10 protein-coding genes are annotated in these 15,662 nt (G+C 71.7%); 6 read left to right on the top strand and 4 right to left on the bottom strand.

What is annotated here, in order from left to right; translation table 11 throughout:
* The first annotated feature begins 28 nt into the window (after positions 1–28).
* The 4 genes from trxA to CCE02nite_RS18060 are packed head-to-tail and all read left to right on the top strand — an operon-like array spanning position 29 to position 2,916.
* A complete protein-coding gene (gene trxA, locus CCE02nite_RS18075) occupies positions 29–352 on the top strand; it encodes a thioredoxin (protein WP_141390999.1) in 324 nt (107 codons plus the stop codon).
* On the top strand, positions 349–1,455 hold the full coding sequence (gene arsB, locus CCE02nite_RS18070; protein WP_141390998.1) for an ACR3 family arsenite efflux transporter: 1,107 nt from the start codon (positions 349–351) through the stop codon (positions 1,453–1,455). Before trxA ends, arsB begins: the two co-directional genes overlap by 4 nt.
* Complete coding sequence (locus tag CCE02nite_RS18065; RefSeq protein WP_141390997.1) at positions 1,452–2,468, top strand: metalloregulator ArsR/SmtB family transcription factor; 1,017 nt, start codon at positions 1,452–1,454, stop codon at positions 2,466–2,468. The genes arsB and CCE02nite_RS18065 overlap by 4 nt, the downstream gene beginning before the upstream one ends.
* Positions 2,469–2,484: 16 nt before the next feature.
* Positions 2,485–2,916 (top strand): arsenate reductase ArsC, encoded by a 432-nt coding sequence (locus CCE02nite_RS18060; RefSeq protein ID WP_141390996.1) that lies wholly within the window; start codon positions 2,485–2,487, stop codon positions 2,914–2,916.
* Positions 2,917–3,008: 92 nt separating this feature from the next.
* Here CCE02nite_RS18060 and CCE02nite_RS18055 read toward each other — a convergent pair whose 3' ends face one another.
* From CCE02nite_RS18055 to CCE02nite_RS18045, 3 genes are all read right to left on the bottom strand, one after another.
* Entirely contained in the window at positions 3,009–3,269 is a 261-nt protein-coding gene (locus tag CCE02nite_RS18055; RefSeq protein ID WP_141390995.1) for a hypothetical protein, read from the bottom strand.
* 312 nt (positions 3,270–3,581) lie between these two features.
* Positions 3,582–4,142, bottom strand: a complete 561-nt coding sequence (locus CCE02nite_RS18050) for a hypothetical protein (RefSeq protein ID WP_141390994.1) — start codon at positions 4,140–4,142, stop codon at positions 3,582–3,584.
* Positions 4,143–4,382: 240 nt separating this feature from the next.
* Positions 4,383–11,987: a CLIPPER-2 domain-containing protein gene (locus tag CCE02nite_RS18045; protein ID WP_141390993.1), complete on the bottom strand. Its 7,605-nt coding sequence runs from the start codon at positions 11,985–11,987 to the stop codon at positions 4,383–4,385.
* Between the two features lie 354 nt (positions 11,988–12,341).
* On the opposite strand from CCE02nite_RS18045, the gene CCE02nite_RS18040 reads away from it, so the two are divergent.
* The gene (locus CCE02nite_RS18040) at positions 12,342–14,000 is read left to right on the top strand and encodes a helix-turn-helix domain-containing protein (protein ID WP_141390992.1); all 1,659 of its coding nucleotides are present in this window, start codon (positions 12,342–12,344) and stop codon (positions 13,998–14,000) included.
* Positions 14,001–14,089: 89 nt separating this feature from the next.
* On the opposite strand, the gene CCE02nite_RS18035 is transcribed toward CCE02nite_RS18040, so the two are convergent.
* Positions 14,090–14,956 (bottom strand): MBL fold metallo-hydrolase, encoded by an 867-nt coding sequence (locus CCE02nite_RS18035; RefSeq protein ID WP_141390991.1) that lies wholly within the window; start codon positions 14,954–14,956, stop codon positions 14,090–14,092.
* Positions 14,957–15,025: 69 nt separating this feature from the next.
* Here CCE02nite_RS18035 and CCE02nite_RS18030 point away from each other — a divergent pair, with 69 nt between their 5' ends.
* On the top strand, positions 15,026–15,544 hold the full coding sequence (locus CCE02nite_RS18030; protein ID WP_141390990.1) for a VanZ family protein: 519 nt from the start codon (positions 15,026–15,028) through the stop codon (positions 15,542–15,544).
* The last annotated feature ends 118 nt before the right edge of the window (positions 15,545–15,662 follow it).

Here is a 15,662-nt window from a genome sequence, read left to right as displayed (position 1 = left end):
GGCTGCCGCTCGCACTGGAGGAGGTCCGATGAGCACCGTGACCGTCACCGACGACACCTTCGACGAGGTCGTCCTGGCCGCCGAGGTCCCCGTCCTGGTGGACATCTGGGCCACCTGGTGCGGCCCGTGCCGCCAGGTCGCGCCGATCCTCGACGAGCTCGCCGAGCAGTACGCGGGCAAGATCACGGTTGCGAAGCTCGACGCCGACGCCAACCCGAGGACCGTCGCTGCGGCCGGGGTCGTGTCGATCCCGACGCTGAACTTCTACTCCGGCGGGCGGCTGGTGAAGTCGGTCGTGGGCGCTCGCCCGAAGCAGGCGCTGGTCGCCGAGATCGAGGAGGTTCTGGCGTGAGCGACCCCACCACGGCCACGCGTGGGCGCCTGTCGACCCTGGACCGGTGGCTGCCGGTGTGGATCGGGCTGGCGATGGTCGCCGGCCTGGTGCTGGGCCGGTTCGTCCCGGCGCTGTCGGACGTGCTCACGGCGATGGAGGTCGGTGGGATCTCGGTCCCGATCGCGCTCGGCCTGCTGGTGATGATGTACCCGGTGCTCGCGAAGGTGCGCTACGACCGCGTCGGTGCCGTCACCGGCGACAAGCGGCTCCTGGTGTCCTCGCTGGTGCTGAACTGGCTGGTCGGGCCGGCGCTGATGTTCGCCCTGGCGTGGATCTTCCTGCCGGACCTGCCCGAGTACCGCACCGGGCTGATCGTCGTCGGCCTGGCCCGGTGCATCGCCATGGTCGTGATCTGGAACGACCTCGCGTGCGGAGACCGGGAGGCCGCGGCGGTGCTGGTCGCGATCAACTCCGTGTTCCAGGTCGTCGCGTTCTCCCTGCTCGGGTACTTCTACCTCACGGTGCTGCCCGGCTGGCTCGGCCTGGACACCCAGGGCCTGGACGTGTCGGTCGGGCAGATCGCGCTCAACGTCCTCGTCTTCCTCGGCGTGCCGCTGGCCGCCGGTCTCGCCTCACGACTGGTCGGGGAACGCGCCAAGGGCCGGGCCTGGTACGAGGACCGGTTCCTGCCCGCCGTCGGGCCGTGGGCGCTGTACGGGCTGCTGTTCACGATCGTGCTGCTGTTCGCCCTGCAGGGCGAGGCCGTCACGTCCAACCCCCTCGACGTCGTACGGATCGCGCTGCCGCTGCTGGTCTACTTCGCCGCCATGTGGGGCATCGGCATCGTCGTGGGCAAGATGCTCGCGCTCGGCTACGCACGATCCACGACGCTCGCGTTCACCGCCGCGGGCAACAACTTCGAGCTCGCGATCGCCGTCGCGATCGCCACGTTCGGCGCGACCTCGGGCCAGGCCCTGGCCGGCGTCGTGGGCCCGCTCATCGAGGTCCCCGTCCTGGTGGGCCTGGTCTACGTCTCGCTGTGGGTCGCACGCCGCTGGTTCGCCGTCGACCCCTACGCCCCCGCAACCCCCGCACGAGAGCTGGAAGAGGTGAGGTCATGACCACCCAGAGCCTTCCGCTGACCGTCCGTGACCCCGACTGCACGCCGCAGATCGAGGCCCACGCGATCGGGACCGAGGCCGCCGGCGCGGTCGCAGTCACGCTCAAGGCCCTCGCCGAGCCGCTGCGGTTGCGGATGCTGTCGTTCATCGCGACCTCTCCCGCCGGGGAGGCGTGCGTGTGCGACCTCGCGGCGCTCACCGACGTGTCCCAGCCCACCGTGTCCCACCACCTGAAGGTGCTGCGCGACGTCGGGGTGCTCACCTCCGAGCGGCGCGGCACCTGGGTCTGGTACCGCATCACCCCCGGGTACAAGGCCGCGGTGTCCACCCTGCTGGAGTCGTTCGCCCCGGCCGCGATCGAGGCGCTGGTCGGCTCGCACGAGCTCACCGGCCTGGAGGACGTCGACGCCGCGCTCGACCACCTCGCGACCGACCTCGCCGCCCGCCACCCCGAGCTCGGGGCCGACGTGGTGCTGGGCACCGTGCGCGAGTCCTACACCGCGCTGGCCCGCTCGGCCACGGTGTCCGCGCACCTGCTCACCCTCACCGAACGGTTCGCCCGCCAGCGCCTGGCCGACCTCACCCGCGAGGCCGGGGCGCGCCCGCAGGTGCTCTTCGTGTGCGTCGCCAACGCGGGCCGTTCCCAGCTCGCCGCCGCGCTGGTGCGTCGCTACGCCGGCGACCAGGTCGTGGTGCGCTCGGCCGGGTCCACCCCGGCCGCGGACGTGCACCCCGCGGTGCGACCCGAGCTCGCCGCGCTCGGCACCACCGAGGGTGAGGCCTACCCCAAGCCGCTGACCGACGACGCGGTCCGCGCCGCCGACGTCGTGGTCACCATGGGCTGCGGCGACGTGTGCCCGGTCCTGCCCGGTACCCGGTACGAGGACTGGCTCGTGGGCGACCCCGCCCTCGCCTCCGCTGCCGGGGTCGCCGCGATCCGCGCCGAGCTCGACACCCGCGTGCGCGCCCTGCTCACCGACCTCCTGCCCGACCTCGACCTGCCCACCCCCTGAACCATCGGAGACCACCATGACCGAGACCGTGAAGCCTTCCGCCCTGTTCGTCTGCGTCCACAACGCCGGCCGCTCCCAGATGGCCGCCGGGTACCTGCGCGCGCTGTCCGGCGGGGCCGTCGAGGTCCGGTCGGCCGGGTCCGCCCCGGCCGACCAGATCAACCCCGTCGCGGTCGAGGCCATGCTCGAGGAGGGCATCGACATCCGTGCCGAGCAGCCCAAGGTCCTCACGACCGACGCCGTGCAGGCGTCCGACGTCGTGATCACCATGGGCTGCGGCGACGCGTGCCCGATCTTCCCCGGCAAGCGGTACGAGGACTGGGCCCTGGAAGACCCGGCCGGGCAGGGTATCGAGTCGGTCCGCCCGATCCGCGACGAGATCCGCACCCACGTGCTCACCCTGCTCGACGAGCTCGGCGTCACGCCCGTCCAGGCCGCGACCGCCTGACCCACCTCGCAACGACGCCGGCACGGGCGTCGCCTCCATCGTGATGCCCACAGCAGACGGCTCGCGGGCTGCGACGACGCCGCACAGGATCGTCAGCTCGTGGGGCCGGGGCCATCGCCGTGGTGCTTGTGGCGCAGGGTGTCGATGAGGTGCCAGGTGTCCTCGTCGTCGAAGGTGGCGACGTCGCCGACGAGGACGAGGGTGGTCAGGTAGAGGGCTGCGTCGCGGAGGAACGCGGTGCTGCCGCCTTGTCGGGCGACCAAGGTCATCGCGTCGTCGACGACGGCCCGTTGTTCGGCCGTCATGGGGCCGAGCGAGTCGATGTACGCGCTGAGGTCGAACTGTTCGCCCACGTGCCCCGTCCCCCAAAGATCGCCATCGTAGCGACAACGGATCCTGCCCGTTCCCCGGTCGTGCGCGCCTGGCTACGCCCGCACGACGACCGCTCGCCACACCTGCAGGCAAGGCGATGCCGGTGGGTGGGGCGCGGTGTCTGGCCCACCGTGCTCCGAGCCGTAGGCAGTCGGACGAGTGTCCAGGGGTGTCCTGGTGGACGGGTCGATGAGTCGTCGCAGGTCGAGAGAGGGATCGGTGCGGTGCTGTGATACGAGGCACGGCACGACGTCACCGACCCGGTGCCCCTGGCGGGTCCGTCAGCTCGGTGGTCAGGCCTGGTCGAGGGCGTCGGTCGTGCTGGCGCGCTGGTCGAGGATCAGGTGGTGGAGGGCCGTCGCGGCGTGGAGAACCTGGGCCAGGTGGTGGTCGCGTGCGGCGTAGATCGCGCACCACACGAGCTGGCGGGCGAGGGCTTCCTTCTCCTTCGTGAGGTGGGCGTCGTCGGCGCGGCGCATGGAGCGCACCAGTGCAGCGAACACGACGTCGCGCGGCGCGGGTGCCGGGCACAGCCGGTGCACCGCCAGGGCCGCAGTGGTACGCACGTCGACGGCGTGGTTCAGCATCCGGCAGCGGCCGACGGCGACCGCCGCGGTCCGGGGTCGGCGTCGGTGGGCCGGGCATAGCAGGAGCCGGGCGTGGAAGTCCAGAAGCTCGTCGGTGGTGATGTCCGGGGGCAGGACCGTATCGATGCGTTGCGTGGTCCCACCGAGCAGGTGGGCACCGTCGTCGGGGGTCCCGCCGAGACCCAGGGGGCGGATGTCTCCGGCGCGGACGAGGGTGGCGTAGCCGAACAGGGTGGGGACGATGATGCGGTGGACGTCACGGTGCATGGTGACCTCGCAGGCAGGAGGTGCGTGTCGACGGTGCCTGTGGTGGCGGCCGGCGCCCGTTCTGCTCAGGTGCCGGGCCGCCACCATCTGGGGAGTCCGGTTCGTGATCGAGGGGGGGCGATCACGGTTCGGGAATCGGATGAGGGCCACCCGCTGTCGTGGTGAGGTCTCGTGGTGGGTCGCACGACGTCAGCCGGTGAGCGGCCGGTCGCCCCCGTGCCGGGGGCGACCGGCCGCACCTCAGCCGAGGGTGGTGCGGCGGTGGCGGGCGAGGAGCAGGGCGAGCGTGCCGATCAGCATCAGCAGCGCTGCCCCGCCCGCGACCCACGCCAGAGTCGCGCCGGTCGTGGCCAGCGACCCACCAGGCTTGCCGGGCTTTCCGGGATCACCGGGCTCGTCCGGGGTGTCGCACGCCTCGGCGGTGTCGGTCAGGTCGTTGTGACCGATACCCGCGGTGTTCGCGAACCCGCCGGGCTCGCCCGAACCCGGGTCGGGGCAGACGAACGTCGACTCGTCGGCCGCGTCCTGGTCGAGGTTCGCGAGGACCTGCACCCGGTAGGTGTGGGTACCGCCCGCGACCAGGCCCACGCCGGTGGCCACGACGTTCGCCGGGTCGCCCTCGACGCCCTGACCGGTCCACGTGCCCGACGCCGTCACGCCCTCGGGCGTGGCCGTCACCGTGGCCGACTCGACCTCGATGCCGGCGCCGTAGCGCAGGCGGTCGGTGAGGTCGTAGACCCCGGCAGCGGCACCGTCGTTGGCGACGGTGATCGCGTAGGACACCGTCCAGGTGCCGTCCTCTCCGCGGACCGGGTCGCCGTCCATGACCTTGGTGATGTCGATGGAGGGCACCGGGGCGCAGTCCGTGTCGGTCTGCGTCCCGCCCGTCTCGTCCGTGAGCGTGGCCGCGTTGTTCAGGCCCTGCTCCAGGGTGTTCGACCCGGCGGGCACGGTGCAGGCCGGCGCACCGGTCCCGTCCTGGCCCACCTCGGCGGAGGCGAGGTGCAGCGGCACGTTCGCGACGACGGTGACCCGGTAGACGTGCGGGGCGTACCCGTCGTCGTCCAGGCCCGCGATCGCCACGTCGGTCGCGATCCGCTGGTCGGTGGCGCCGTCGAACCCGTCGTTGACGGTGACGCCCTCGGGCCCGGTGACCGTGACGGAGTCGACCGTGATGACCGGGGCGAACAGCAGCTCGTCGTCCAGGTCGTAGGTCGTGACCTCCCCGCCGACGTTGCCCACGGTCAGGTCGTAGACGACCTCCCACTTCCCCTCGCCCACCGGGCTGGCGGAGACCAGGGCCTTGTCGAGGGTCGGCTTCCCGGGGCGCACGCACTCCTCGTCCTGCCCGGGGACGGCATTCCAGTCCACGGCCGCGACGTTGTTCAGCCCGCCGGGCACCGTGCCGCCGTCCGTGGAGCACACGTCCGTGTCAGGGATCTCGACGTCGGACAGGTCCGCCGCGTACCGCACGGTGACCGTGTAGGTGTGCACGACCGGGCTCGTGTCGGCGCCCGCGATGGGCTGACCGGTCACGATCCGGACGTCCTCGAGGCCGTCGAAGCCCTCGTTGACGCCCACGGACTCGGGCGCGTCGGTGACGACGCCCTGGATCCCGACGACCGTCACGCCCGCACCGGGGGCGAGGGTGTCGTCCAGGTCGTACTCCCCGACACCCGGACCACGGTTGGTGACCGTGACCTCGTACACCGCGTCGTACACGCCGTCCTCGCCCTCGACCGGCGTCACCGCACCCGAGAGGGACTTGGTGATGTCGATGAGCGGCAGGGTCGCGCACACGTCGTCGTCCTGCGTCTCGCCGTTGTGCGTCAGCGTGCCGGCGTTGGCCAGGCCACCGGTCTCGCCGGAGCCGGGTGCCGGGCACGCGAGCGTGTCCGGCGTGACCACGGCCTGGTCGAGGGAGACGACGACCTGCACCTGGTAGGTGTGGGTCGCGCCGGCTTCGAGCGTGACGCCCGTGGCGACCACGTTCTCCTCCGAGCCCGGCGCGCCCTGACCGGTCCAGCCGGCGTTGGGCTCCACACCGTCCGGCGCCGAGGCGACCTCGGCGGACTCCACGACGATGCCCTCGCCGTAGAGCAGCTGGTCGACCAGGTCGTAGTCGCCAGCAGCCTCACCGGCGTTGGTGGCGGTCAGGTCGTAGGTGATGGTCCACGTCCCGTCGCCGTTGCCCGTCGGGCCTGCCGAGATCGACTTGTCGAACTCGATCAGCGGCAGCGAGGCGCACACCTCGTCCTCCGTCACGATGCCGTTGTGGTCCAGGCTGGTGGAGTTGGCCAGGCCACCGTTCTCGCCCGATCCGGGCGGCGGGCACTGCAGGTTCACCGGGTCGATCGTGGCCTCGTCCATCTGGACGGTGACCTCGACCTGGTAGGTGTGCGCCGCGCCCGCGGCCAGCTCGACGCCGGACGCGACGAGGTTCTCCGGGGCGGAGGTCTCGTCCCCGAGCCCGGTCCAGTCGGCGTTGGTCTCCACGCCGTCGGGGGCCGTGGTGATCGCGGCGTCGAGGATCTCGATGCCCTCGCCGTAGTGCAGGCGGTCGAACACGTCGTACTCGCCCGTCGCACCGCCGACGTTCTCCGCGACGATGTCGTAGACGATCGTCCACGTGCCGTCGCCGTTCGGCGTCGGCCCGGCCGAGATGGTCTTGTCGACCGTGATCGCCGAGATCGTCACGCACGCCTCGTCCGAGTCGGGGATCCCGTTGTGGTCGATCCCCGCGGAGTTGGACAGACCGCCGTCCTCTCCCGTGCCGGGCGCGGCGCAGTCGGTGACTGCCGGTGCGCCCTCGCTGCCCTCGGCGAGCGAGATGACGACCTGCACCTGGTACGTGTGGGACTCGCCGGCGGGCAGGTTCACGCCCGTGGCGATGACGTTCTCCGGCGCGCCGACGGCGCCGAGCCCGGTCCACGAAGCGTTCGTCTCGACACCCTCCGGCGTCGAGACGACCGACCCGGAGACGACGGTGATGTCGCCGTCGGCCGTCATGCGGTCGGTGACGTCGTAGACGCCGTCGGCCTGACCGGAGTTCGTCGCGACGACGTCGTACGTCACCGTCCACGTCCCGTCACCGTTCGGCGTCGGGCCCGCGGAGACCGTCTTGGTGACGTCGATCAGCGGCAGGGTGGCGCACACGTCGTCGCCCTGGGTCTCACCGTTGTGCGTGAGCTCGGTCGAGTTCGCCAGCCCGCCGCTCTCGCCCGAGCCGGGCTCCGGGCACTGCAGCGTCTCCGGCGTCACGACCTCGCGGTCGAGCGAGACGACGACCTGCACCTGGTAGGTGTGGGTCGCGCCGGCCTCGATCGTGACGTCCGAGGCGACCAGGTTGTCGGCTGAACCGGCCGCTCCTTGACCGGTCCAGCCCGCCTCGGGCTCGACACCGTCGGGTGCCGAGGTGATGGCGGCCGACTCCACGACGATGCCCTCGCCGTAGTGCAGCCGGTCGACCACGTCGTAGTCGCCCGCGGCCTGGCCCGTGTTGGTGGCGACCAGGTCGTAGGTGATGGTCCACGTCCCGTCACCGTTCGGGGTGGGGCCGGCGGAGATCGACTTGTCGACCTCGATCAGCGGCAGGGAGGCGCACACCTCGTCCTCGGCCACGATGCCGTTGTGGTCCAGGCTCGTGGAGTTGGCCAGGCCACCGTTCTCGCCCGAGCCGGGCGGCGGGCACTGCAGGTTCACCGGGTCGATCGTGGCCTCGTCCATCTGGACGGTGACCTCGACCTGGTAGGTGTGCGTCCCACCCGCGGCCAGCTCGACGCCGGACGCCACGAGGTTCTCCGGGGCGGAGTCCTCGGCACCCAGGCCCGTCCAGCCCGCGTTCGTCTCGACGCCGTCCGGAGCCGTGGTGATCGCGGCGTCGAGGATCTCGATGCCCTCGCCGTAGTGCAGGCGGTCGAACACGTCGTACTCGCCCGACTCGCCGCCGACGTTCTCGGCCACGACGTCGTAGACGATCGTCCACGTGCCGTCACCGTTCGGCGTCGGGCCCGCGCTGATCGACTTGTCGACGACGATGTACGCGATGGTCACGCACGCCTCGTCGGAGTCGGTGAGATCGTTGTGCTCGATCCCGGCCGCGTTCGACAGGCCGCCGGGCGAGGCGCCCGGCTCGGCCGAGCACGGGGTGATCACCGGCGCACCCTCGACGCCCTCGGCGATCCCCAGCACGACCTCGACCTGGTAGGTGTGCGTCCCGCCCGCGGGCAGGACGACGCCGGAGGCGATGACGTTCTCCGGGGCGCCCTCGGCGCCCAGACCCGTCCACGCCGCGTTCGGCGTCACACCGTCCGGGGCCGTGACGACGGCGCCCGAGCGGACCTCGAGGTCACCGTCGGCCGTCATCCGGTCCGTCACCTCGTAGGTGCCGTCGGCAGCGCCCGCGTTCGTCGCGACGACGTCGTAGGTCACCGTCCACGTCCCGTCACCGTTCGGCGTCGGGCTGGCGGAGACCGTCTTCGCGATGTCGATCGACGGGATCGGCGCGCACGCCTGGTCCTCCTCCGTCTCCCCCTCGGGGCCGGTCAGCCCGGAGGTGTTGTTGAACCCCTGGTCCGCGTCCGACCCCTCGGCGGGGCACGCGGTCGGGGCGTCGGCGCCGGAGCCGGCGTCGTCGAGCTGCAGCGGCACGTCGGCGAGGACGGTGACGCGGTAGACGTGCGGGGCGTAGCCCTCGTCGTCGTTCCCGGCCAGCGGCACGTCGGACGCGATCAGGGTGTTGCCCTGCCCGTCCCACGCCGGGTCGGCGAGGACGACGCCGTCGGGCGCCTGCGTCACCGTCGCGGAGACGATCGTCGCCTGGTCGGTGAAGTGGAGCGCGTCCGTCAGGGAGTACGTCGTCGAGGGGGTCTGCGTGTTCGACACGACGACCTCGTACACGACCTCCCACTGCCCCTCACCCACAGGGGTGGCGGAGACGATCTCCTTGGTGTGGGTCGGCGTGCCCACGACGACGAACCCGGCCGGGTCGCAGTTGATCGTGGGCTCGACACCGGAGTCCGCGGGCACGTCAGCGTCCGCGCACGCCGTGTTGACGACCGAGTCCGCGACCGGCTCGGTCAGGACGATCTCGAACTCGTGGCTCTCGGTCGCGCCCGGGGCGAGCGACTCGATCGTGAACGACCCGAGCTCGGGCTGCAGGTCGTCGGAGACCGCGACGTTCGTCAGCGTCCCCTGACCCGTGTTCTCCACCACGATCCGGTAGCGGACCGTGTCACCGACCCGGTACCGCGGGTAGTCCAGCGGGTCGTTCGCGTCGCGCCACTCGCCGTCGGCGTCCTGCACGTACTTCTTCAGCGACGCCGAGTAGTAGTTCGCGATCGAGGTCGACGCCGATGTCCGCATGACCAGCCGCGTGTTCTCGGCCCGCCCCTGGGAGCGGTTCACGAGCGTGTCGCCCCCGACCATGCCGTCCGTGACCACAGGGACCGAGATCGTGAGCTCGCCCCGCGGCGCGAGCGTGCCGGTGATGACGCGCACCGCCGTGGCGTCCGGGGTGTACTCCGTCGTCCAGCCCACCGTGTTGCCCGCGACGCTTCCCGCCGAGCCGTTCGCGGCGTCGGCCGGGTCGTCGGTCAGCGTCGCCGGGTCCGCCGTCGTGTAGTAGACCGTCCCGCCGATCGAGGAGGTCACGGGCCCGTCCAGCAGGTAGGAGCCGGAGAACGCCGTCCCCCGCCCGTCACCCACGTACGGGAGGATGTCGATCACGTCGACGAAGGACTGCGCGATCGGGTCCTGCGAACGCACGAGGACGGTCCACGACCCGGTGCCCACGCCGTCGCCGGCGAGGTTGGGGATGAACGCCTGGTCCGCGGTCTTGATGATCTTCGTCAGGCCCGAGTCGCTCACGACGACGGACGCGGTCGCGTCGTCCGAGGTGACGCCCTCGACGGCCGCGTTGACCGTGTTGACGAGCCGGTCGCCGCCCTGGAGGTCGTCGGGGAAGCGGACGACGTAGGAGAGCGAGTGCTCGGCGTTGGTCGCCACGCCGTCCAGCGTCCAGGTGAGCACCTGCTGCCCGCTGCCGTTCGTGGTGACCGCCGGTTCGGGGCTCGCGGAACCGCCCACGTACGTCGCGCCGGCAGGCAGGGTGTCGACGAGCACGTAGTCGTCGACGGTCGGCGCGACCGCGCCGGTGCCGTTCGCCGAGTAGGTCAGGGTGTACGTCGCCTCACCGCTCGGGTCCACCGTGATCGGCAGGACGGACTTCGTGACGTCCGGGGTCACGCCGATCACGCGCAGCACGTCACGGCCGCCCGCGGCGTACGCGTAGCGCGAGCCAGGAGTGGCGGTGCCGTTGAGGGGCATGTCCGCCGTGTCCGAGGACCGGTTCGGGTGGACCCACACGTTCGACGCGTTCACGGCGTTGATGTACGCGCCCCACGTCCAGACGTCGCGGCCGACCGGCGTCGTCTCCTTGACCCGCTGCGTGACCTGCAGCGCCACGAGGCGCTCCTTGATCGCGTTCGTCGGGGTGAAGACGGTTCGCACGGCCTTGATCGTCGACAGGTCCGCGGGCCGCGTGGTGGTCCAGCCCGTCGTGCCGTTGCACGTGAAGTCGTTGGGCTGGTACGACCCGCTGTCGGGGTTCAGCAGGGCCGACGTGCCCGTGTAGTACGCGAGGGGCAGTCCCGCCTCCGGACCGGTCCGGTTGTTGTCGAACCGGGTGGTGGCCCCCGTGAACTCGACGTTCTGCGTGTCCAGCACGACGCACAGGCCGCCCTGGGTCGCGTTGGGGGTCGAGACGTTGGGGTAGTTCACCGACGCGAACGAGCTCACCTCGGTGCCCGCGGCGACCCGGTACGTGTCCGACCACGAGCTGCCGCTCTGCCCCGTGTAGGCCGGGGTCCAGGCGTGCGACCAGTAGCCCGCCGTCCACGTCCGGTTCACGGAGTTGTTGGACGCGTCGTCCGTGTACGTCTGCCCGTCCACGGCGGTGTACGTCGGGGCGTTCGAGGTCAGGGTGATCCCGCCGGAGGTCGAGGCCGTCATGACGCGGATCTGCACCTGGCCGGAGGCGACCGCGACGCGGTCCGTGGGGAGGTTGGCTCCCGTGGAGTCCTTGGTGGGCGCCTGGGTGTGGCTGTAGTCGATGCCCGAGAGCGTCAGCGAGTACGACGTGCTGCTGTTGCGCGTCAGCGTGCACGTGCCGACGAACGGTGCCGTCTGGCTGGGGTCGTTCGAGCCGCCGGACCACGGGTGCCCGCTCGCCGACCCGCTGGTGAAGGCGCGGCACCCGTCGGGACCGAGCTGCATCGTCGCCCCGAGGGTGTTGCTCAGCGTGAGCGCGTACGTGACCTCCGAGGGGCCCGCGGGGCTGTGGGTACCGTGGAACAGGGTCCAGTTGAACACCATGTCCCGGTACGTCGCGGTGTTGCTGGACTGCGTCGTCGCCTGGACCCAGCGGATGTCCTGGAAGAAGGCGTTCTGCACGACGAGGTCCGGGACCGTGGCCTCCTGGTCCGCGACCGTCGCGCCGGCGCTCACCGGCTCGCCCGTCTGGGCCGTGACGCGCATCGGGGTCGTCAGCGCGAACGCGGTGCCCTCGTCCTGCGTCCCGACGTTGCACACGAGCGTCGCACCGTCGTCGGAGATGCTCGAGGCGGGGTCCACGCCGTCGGTGAGGCACACCGGCGGGATCGAGTCGAAGACGGCTCCCTGGCCGGTGACCGTGATCGTCACGTCGTCGACGGGCGCGTTGCCGGGCGCCGCCGCGTCGTCGTTGAGGTTGAACCACCAGGACGCCGACACGGCGTCGCCCGTCGCGACCGTCGTGGGCGTGCCGACGGACCAGGCGCCCTCCAGCTCGTAGACCGTCGCCGCCACAGCCGGAAGTGCCGTGGAAGCCGCGACACCGGTGCCGGCGGTCACGAGCGCGACGGCACCGGCAACGGCGCGCTTCCATGTGCTCCTTCGGTGTCGCGGCCTGGCGTGGCGCGCCGTCATCGTCCCGGCACGAGACCCGCGCCAACGGACGCCGCTAGCGCCTGTCGCACCCCGTGAGTGTGGTCGCATGAGTTCCCCATCAGTTCCGTGGCGCACGCCCCTCGCGCGCTCGTCAACACCCCATGTGACCCAGGTGGCAGCAATCGGTGACGGGAAAGTGATGGAACTTCATCAACAACTTCATCAATCCGGGAGTCTTTTCACCCGTATGGCTGGGCATTCACCCTCGAGCCTGTGCGCGCTCACACGCGTCGCTGGGCGAAGATCGATCAGGTGAACCCACCGCCCGACGAGACGTCGTCAGTGAGCGATGAGGCGATCCGCGAGACGATCGCCACCGGCACGCTCGACGACATCGAGGACCTGTCCGACCTGCTCTGGTACGACCTGCCCGGACGCTTCGCACTCCCGATCATGAGAAGGGTCCGCGGCCTGGACGCCACGGAGTTCGAGAACAGACCGCGCCTGCTGTACGCGGCGTTGCTCGCCCACCACCGCGCCGAGATCGGTGAGCGGGACAGCGAACTGAGGAAGATCCTGAACATGTTCGCCGCCCAGGGCCGCTCCTACGCCACCCGACTGACGTCCTTCACCCGCCCGAGCGACCTCATCACCGCCGGCACGATCGCCGTCGTCTCGGCACGCCTGCGCGGGGCATACGAGGAGTCCGAACGTCTGGGCACGTGGGTCGACAAACAGCTCGTGCTCACAGGAAGCGGACACACCCTGCCCTGGACCACCGCTCACGTCGCGACCAAACCCGGCTGGCTGTCAGCCGAGCGCGGAACCACCGCGATGCTCGCCGGGCGGCTCGACCACGCCGCAAAGCTCTACACCCGGGCTCATCTCGAGGCAGGACCACCCCCACACGCGCACCACGCCGGCGCGAACGCGTTGGCCAACCTCGCTCTCGTCGCCGCCTACCGAGGGCACCTCGACCTTGCCCGCACCTGGCTCACTGCACTCGACGACAGTGCCGCTGGACCGCAGTGGATCGAACACCTGACGACCGTCGGGGCCACCGTCGCCCGCGCCCTGGTCGCGATCGAGGAAGCCGACCCCGACGAGGCTCGGCAGCACCTGGACGCCGTCGGACCGGCGACCCAGAGCCTGGAGCTGTGGCCGTTCATCGCCTACGCCCATTCCAGCCATGCGGCGCTGTTCGACGACCCGCACGCCGCCCTGGCCCATCTCGACGAGGCCCGCACGCGCCACGGCGCGCTCGAACCCGACCCCACCACCCTGGCCGGTCAGCTCGTGCTGCGCTCAGAGGCCAAGCTCCTGCTCAAGGCGGCCGAAGGAAACCGGCTGCTCCAGCTGGTCGACACCTACCCCGACGTCGCGTTCTTGCGCCAGCACGCCGCCTGGGCGCACCTGCTCGCCGGCCACCCGCACGAGGCCATCCGCGCCACCGCCCAAGCCCTGCACCAGCTCCACATCCCCGTGCCGGACATGATGGGCATGCACCTGGTCCTGGCCGTGGCCCACCTGCGCACCGGCAACAAGCACCACGCCGCCACCGCATTCCGCAAGGCCGTCAGGCTGCGCACCAGCGACAACCACGTCAAACCGTTCCTCGCCGCCGACCCGGACGACCTCAACCACCTCGCTGAGCTCGCCAAGGTTCCCAACCCTCTGCTCAACCGGCAGCTGCGACGCGTGAACGTTCCCCGAGGAGTCGAGGTCGTCCGCCTGACGCCGAGAGAGACGGCAGTCCTCACCGCCCTGGCCGCCGGCGATACGGCGGAGCGAGCTGCCACACAGTTCGGCGTCTCACCGGCCACCGTGCGCACCCAGATCCGCAGCATCTACCGAAAGCTCGGCGTCTCACGCCGCGCAGCCGCCCTCGCTCGCGCCGAAGAGCTCGGCCTCCTCCACGACACCACCGACTGAGTCCGGTCTGCTCGGACAGCGGGTGGGGCGAAGGTGCCTGCTGCGGTTCCGGGGTCGAGGGTCGGTGCCCGGTCGGGGCGACGGGCCGGTCAGGTGAGGTGGTCGAAGTCGCCGCGGACCCAGGCCGCGTGCCGCTGCGCGGAGCGGAGCACGACGTCCCGCGCGTCGGCGGGGACGATGCCCTCGAAGTTGTTGTAGAGCCGATCGAACGGTCGCTGCGCGACGTGCTCGGCGACGCGCAGCACGACGGCGGCGGACAGCGGGATGCGGTTGGGGTAGGACCGCATGAAGCTCACGGACGTGCGGTCGGGGTTCGCGAAGATCGTGTCGCCGGACAGGAGCACGCCCCGACCCTCGGCGCCGGCCGCCCAGTGCACGACGGCGCTCCCGGGGAAGTGCCCGCCCGGCTGCGACAGGACGACGCCCGGCAGCACCTCGCGCTCGCCGGTCCAGGTCTCGATGACCGGGTCGGGCCGTGCGACCCAGTGCGCGTCCGCCTCGGCGACGAGCACGGGGACGCCGCCGAGGGCGTGGCTCCACGCGACCTGGACGCCGAACATGTGGGGGTGGCTCGCGGCGATCGCGACGACCGGCCCGAGCGCGCGCACCCGCTCGACGGCGTCGTCGTCCACGTAGCCGGGCGGGTCCCACAGGAGGTTGCCCGCCGGGGTGCGCACGATCTTGGCCTGCTGCCCGATGCCCACGCTCGGCTCGCTCGACAGGCCGAACAGGTCGGGTTCGAGCTCCTCCAGGACGAGGCGCTCGCCGGCCGCGGCGAGCTCGGCGAGCGTGGTCCACGCCTGCCCGCTCGCGGGGACCCACTGGCGCTCGTCGGCGCAGATGGCGCACACGTCGGGGCGCTCGGCGTGCTCGACCGCGCACGTGCGGCAGATCCACCACGCCTCGGGGGCGGCGGCGTCGGGCGCGAGGGACTCGGGGGACGGCGTCGTCGTCATGGGCACAGGTCTACCGTGACCCGCCGACACGCGTCACCCGCGCCCCTCGACCTGCGAGACTGGCGCCCCATGATCTCCACGCTCCTCGTCGCGCACCCCTGGATGTCGCCGCTCGCCCTTCTCGTCCTCGTCGTCGGGGGTCCCCTCGTGGGCGCGTGGCTGGCGGGCCGCCGTCCGCTCGCGTGGGTGCTGTTCGGCGTCTCGCTGGTCCCCGTGCTGCTGCTGACCCTCGTGCCGGTCGACCGCGAGCTCTTCGCCGTCTGCACCGTGAGCTGGTCGCTGCCGACACCGGGACGCGTCGAGCTCCTGGCGAACGTCGTGCTGTTCGTGCCGCCGGTCCTGCTCGCCGCGGTCGCGCTGGGCAGGCCGCTCGTCGCGCTCCTCGGCGGCGTCGTCGCTTCCGCACTCATCGAGGTGTTCCAGGCGCTGGTCCCAGCGCTGGGACGGTCGTGCGACACGAACGACTGGCTCTCCAACTCGATCGGCGCGCTGCTCGGCGCCGGCCTCGCGGTGGTGGCGCTGCGGCTCGCGGCCCGCCGGGACCGCACGTCGAGCCCTGGCGCGGTCGCCACCGCTCGCCGGTCCTGAGGAGCGACCCGGGCTCGATGTCCACCCGGGCCTCGACACGACCGTGGGAACGCTTCCACCGACGGCCTTCCTCGGGATAGCGTGGTGCTCCGGGCGCCGCCCGTCACCGCCGACAGGA

This window comes from Cellulosimicrobium cellulans (assembly GCF_006539945.1).
In the GTDB taxonomy this organism is placed as follows: domain Bacteria; phylum Actinomycetota; class Actinomycetes; order Actinomycetales; family Cellulomonadaceae; genus Cellulosimicrobium; species Cellulosimicrobium cellulans.
The sequence above is the reverse complement of the archived record's forward strand: the minus strand, read 5'-3'. Positions and strand labels throughout refer to the sequence as shown.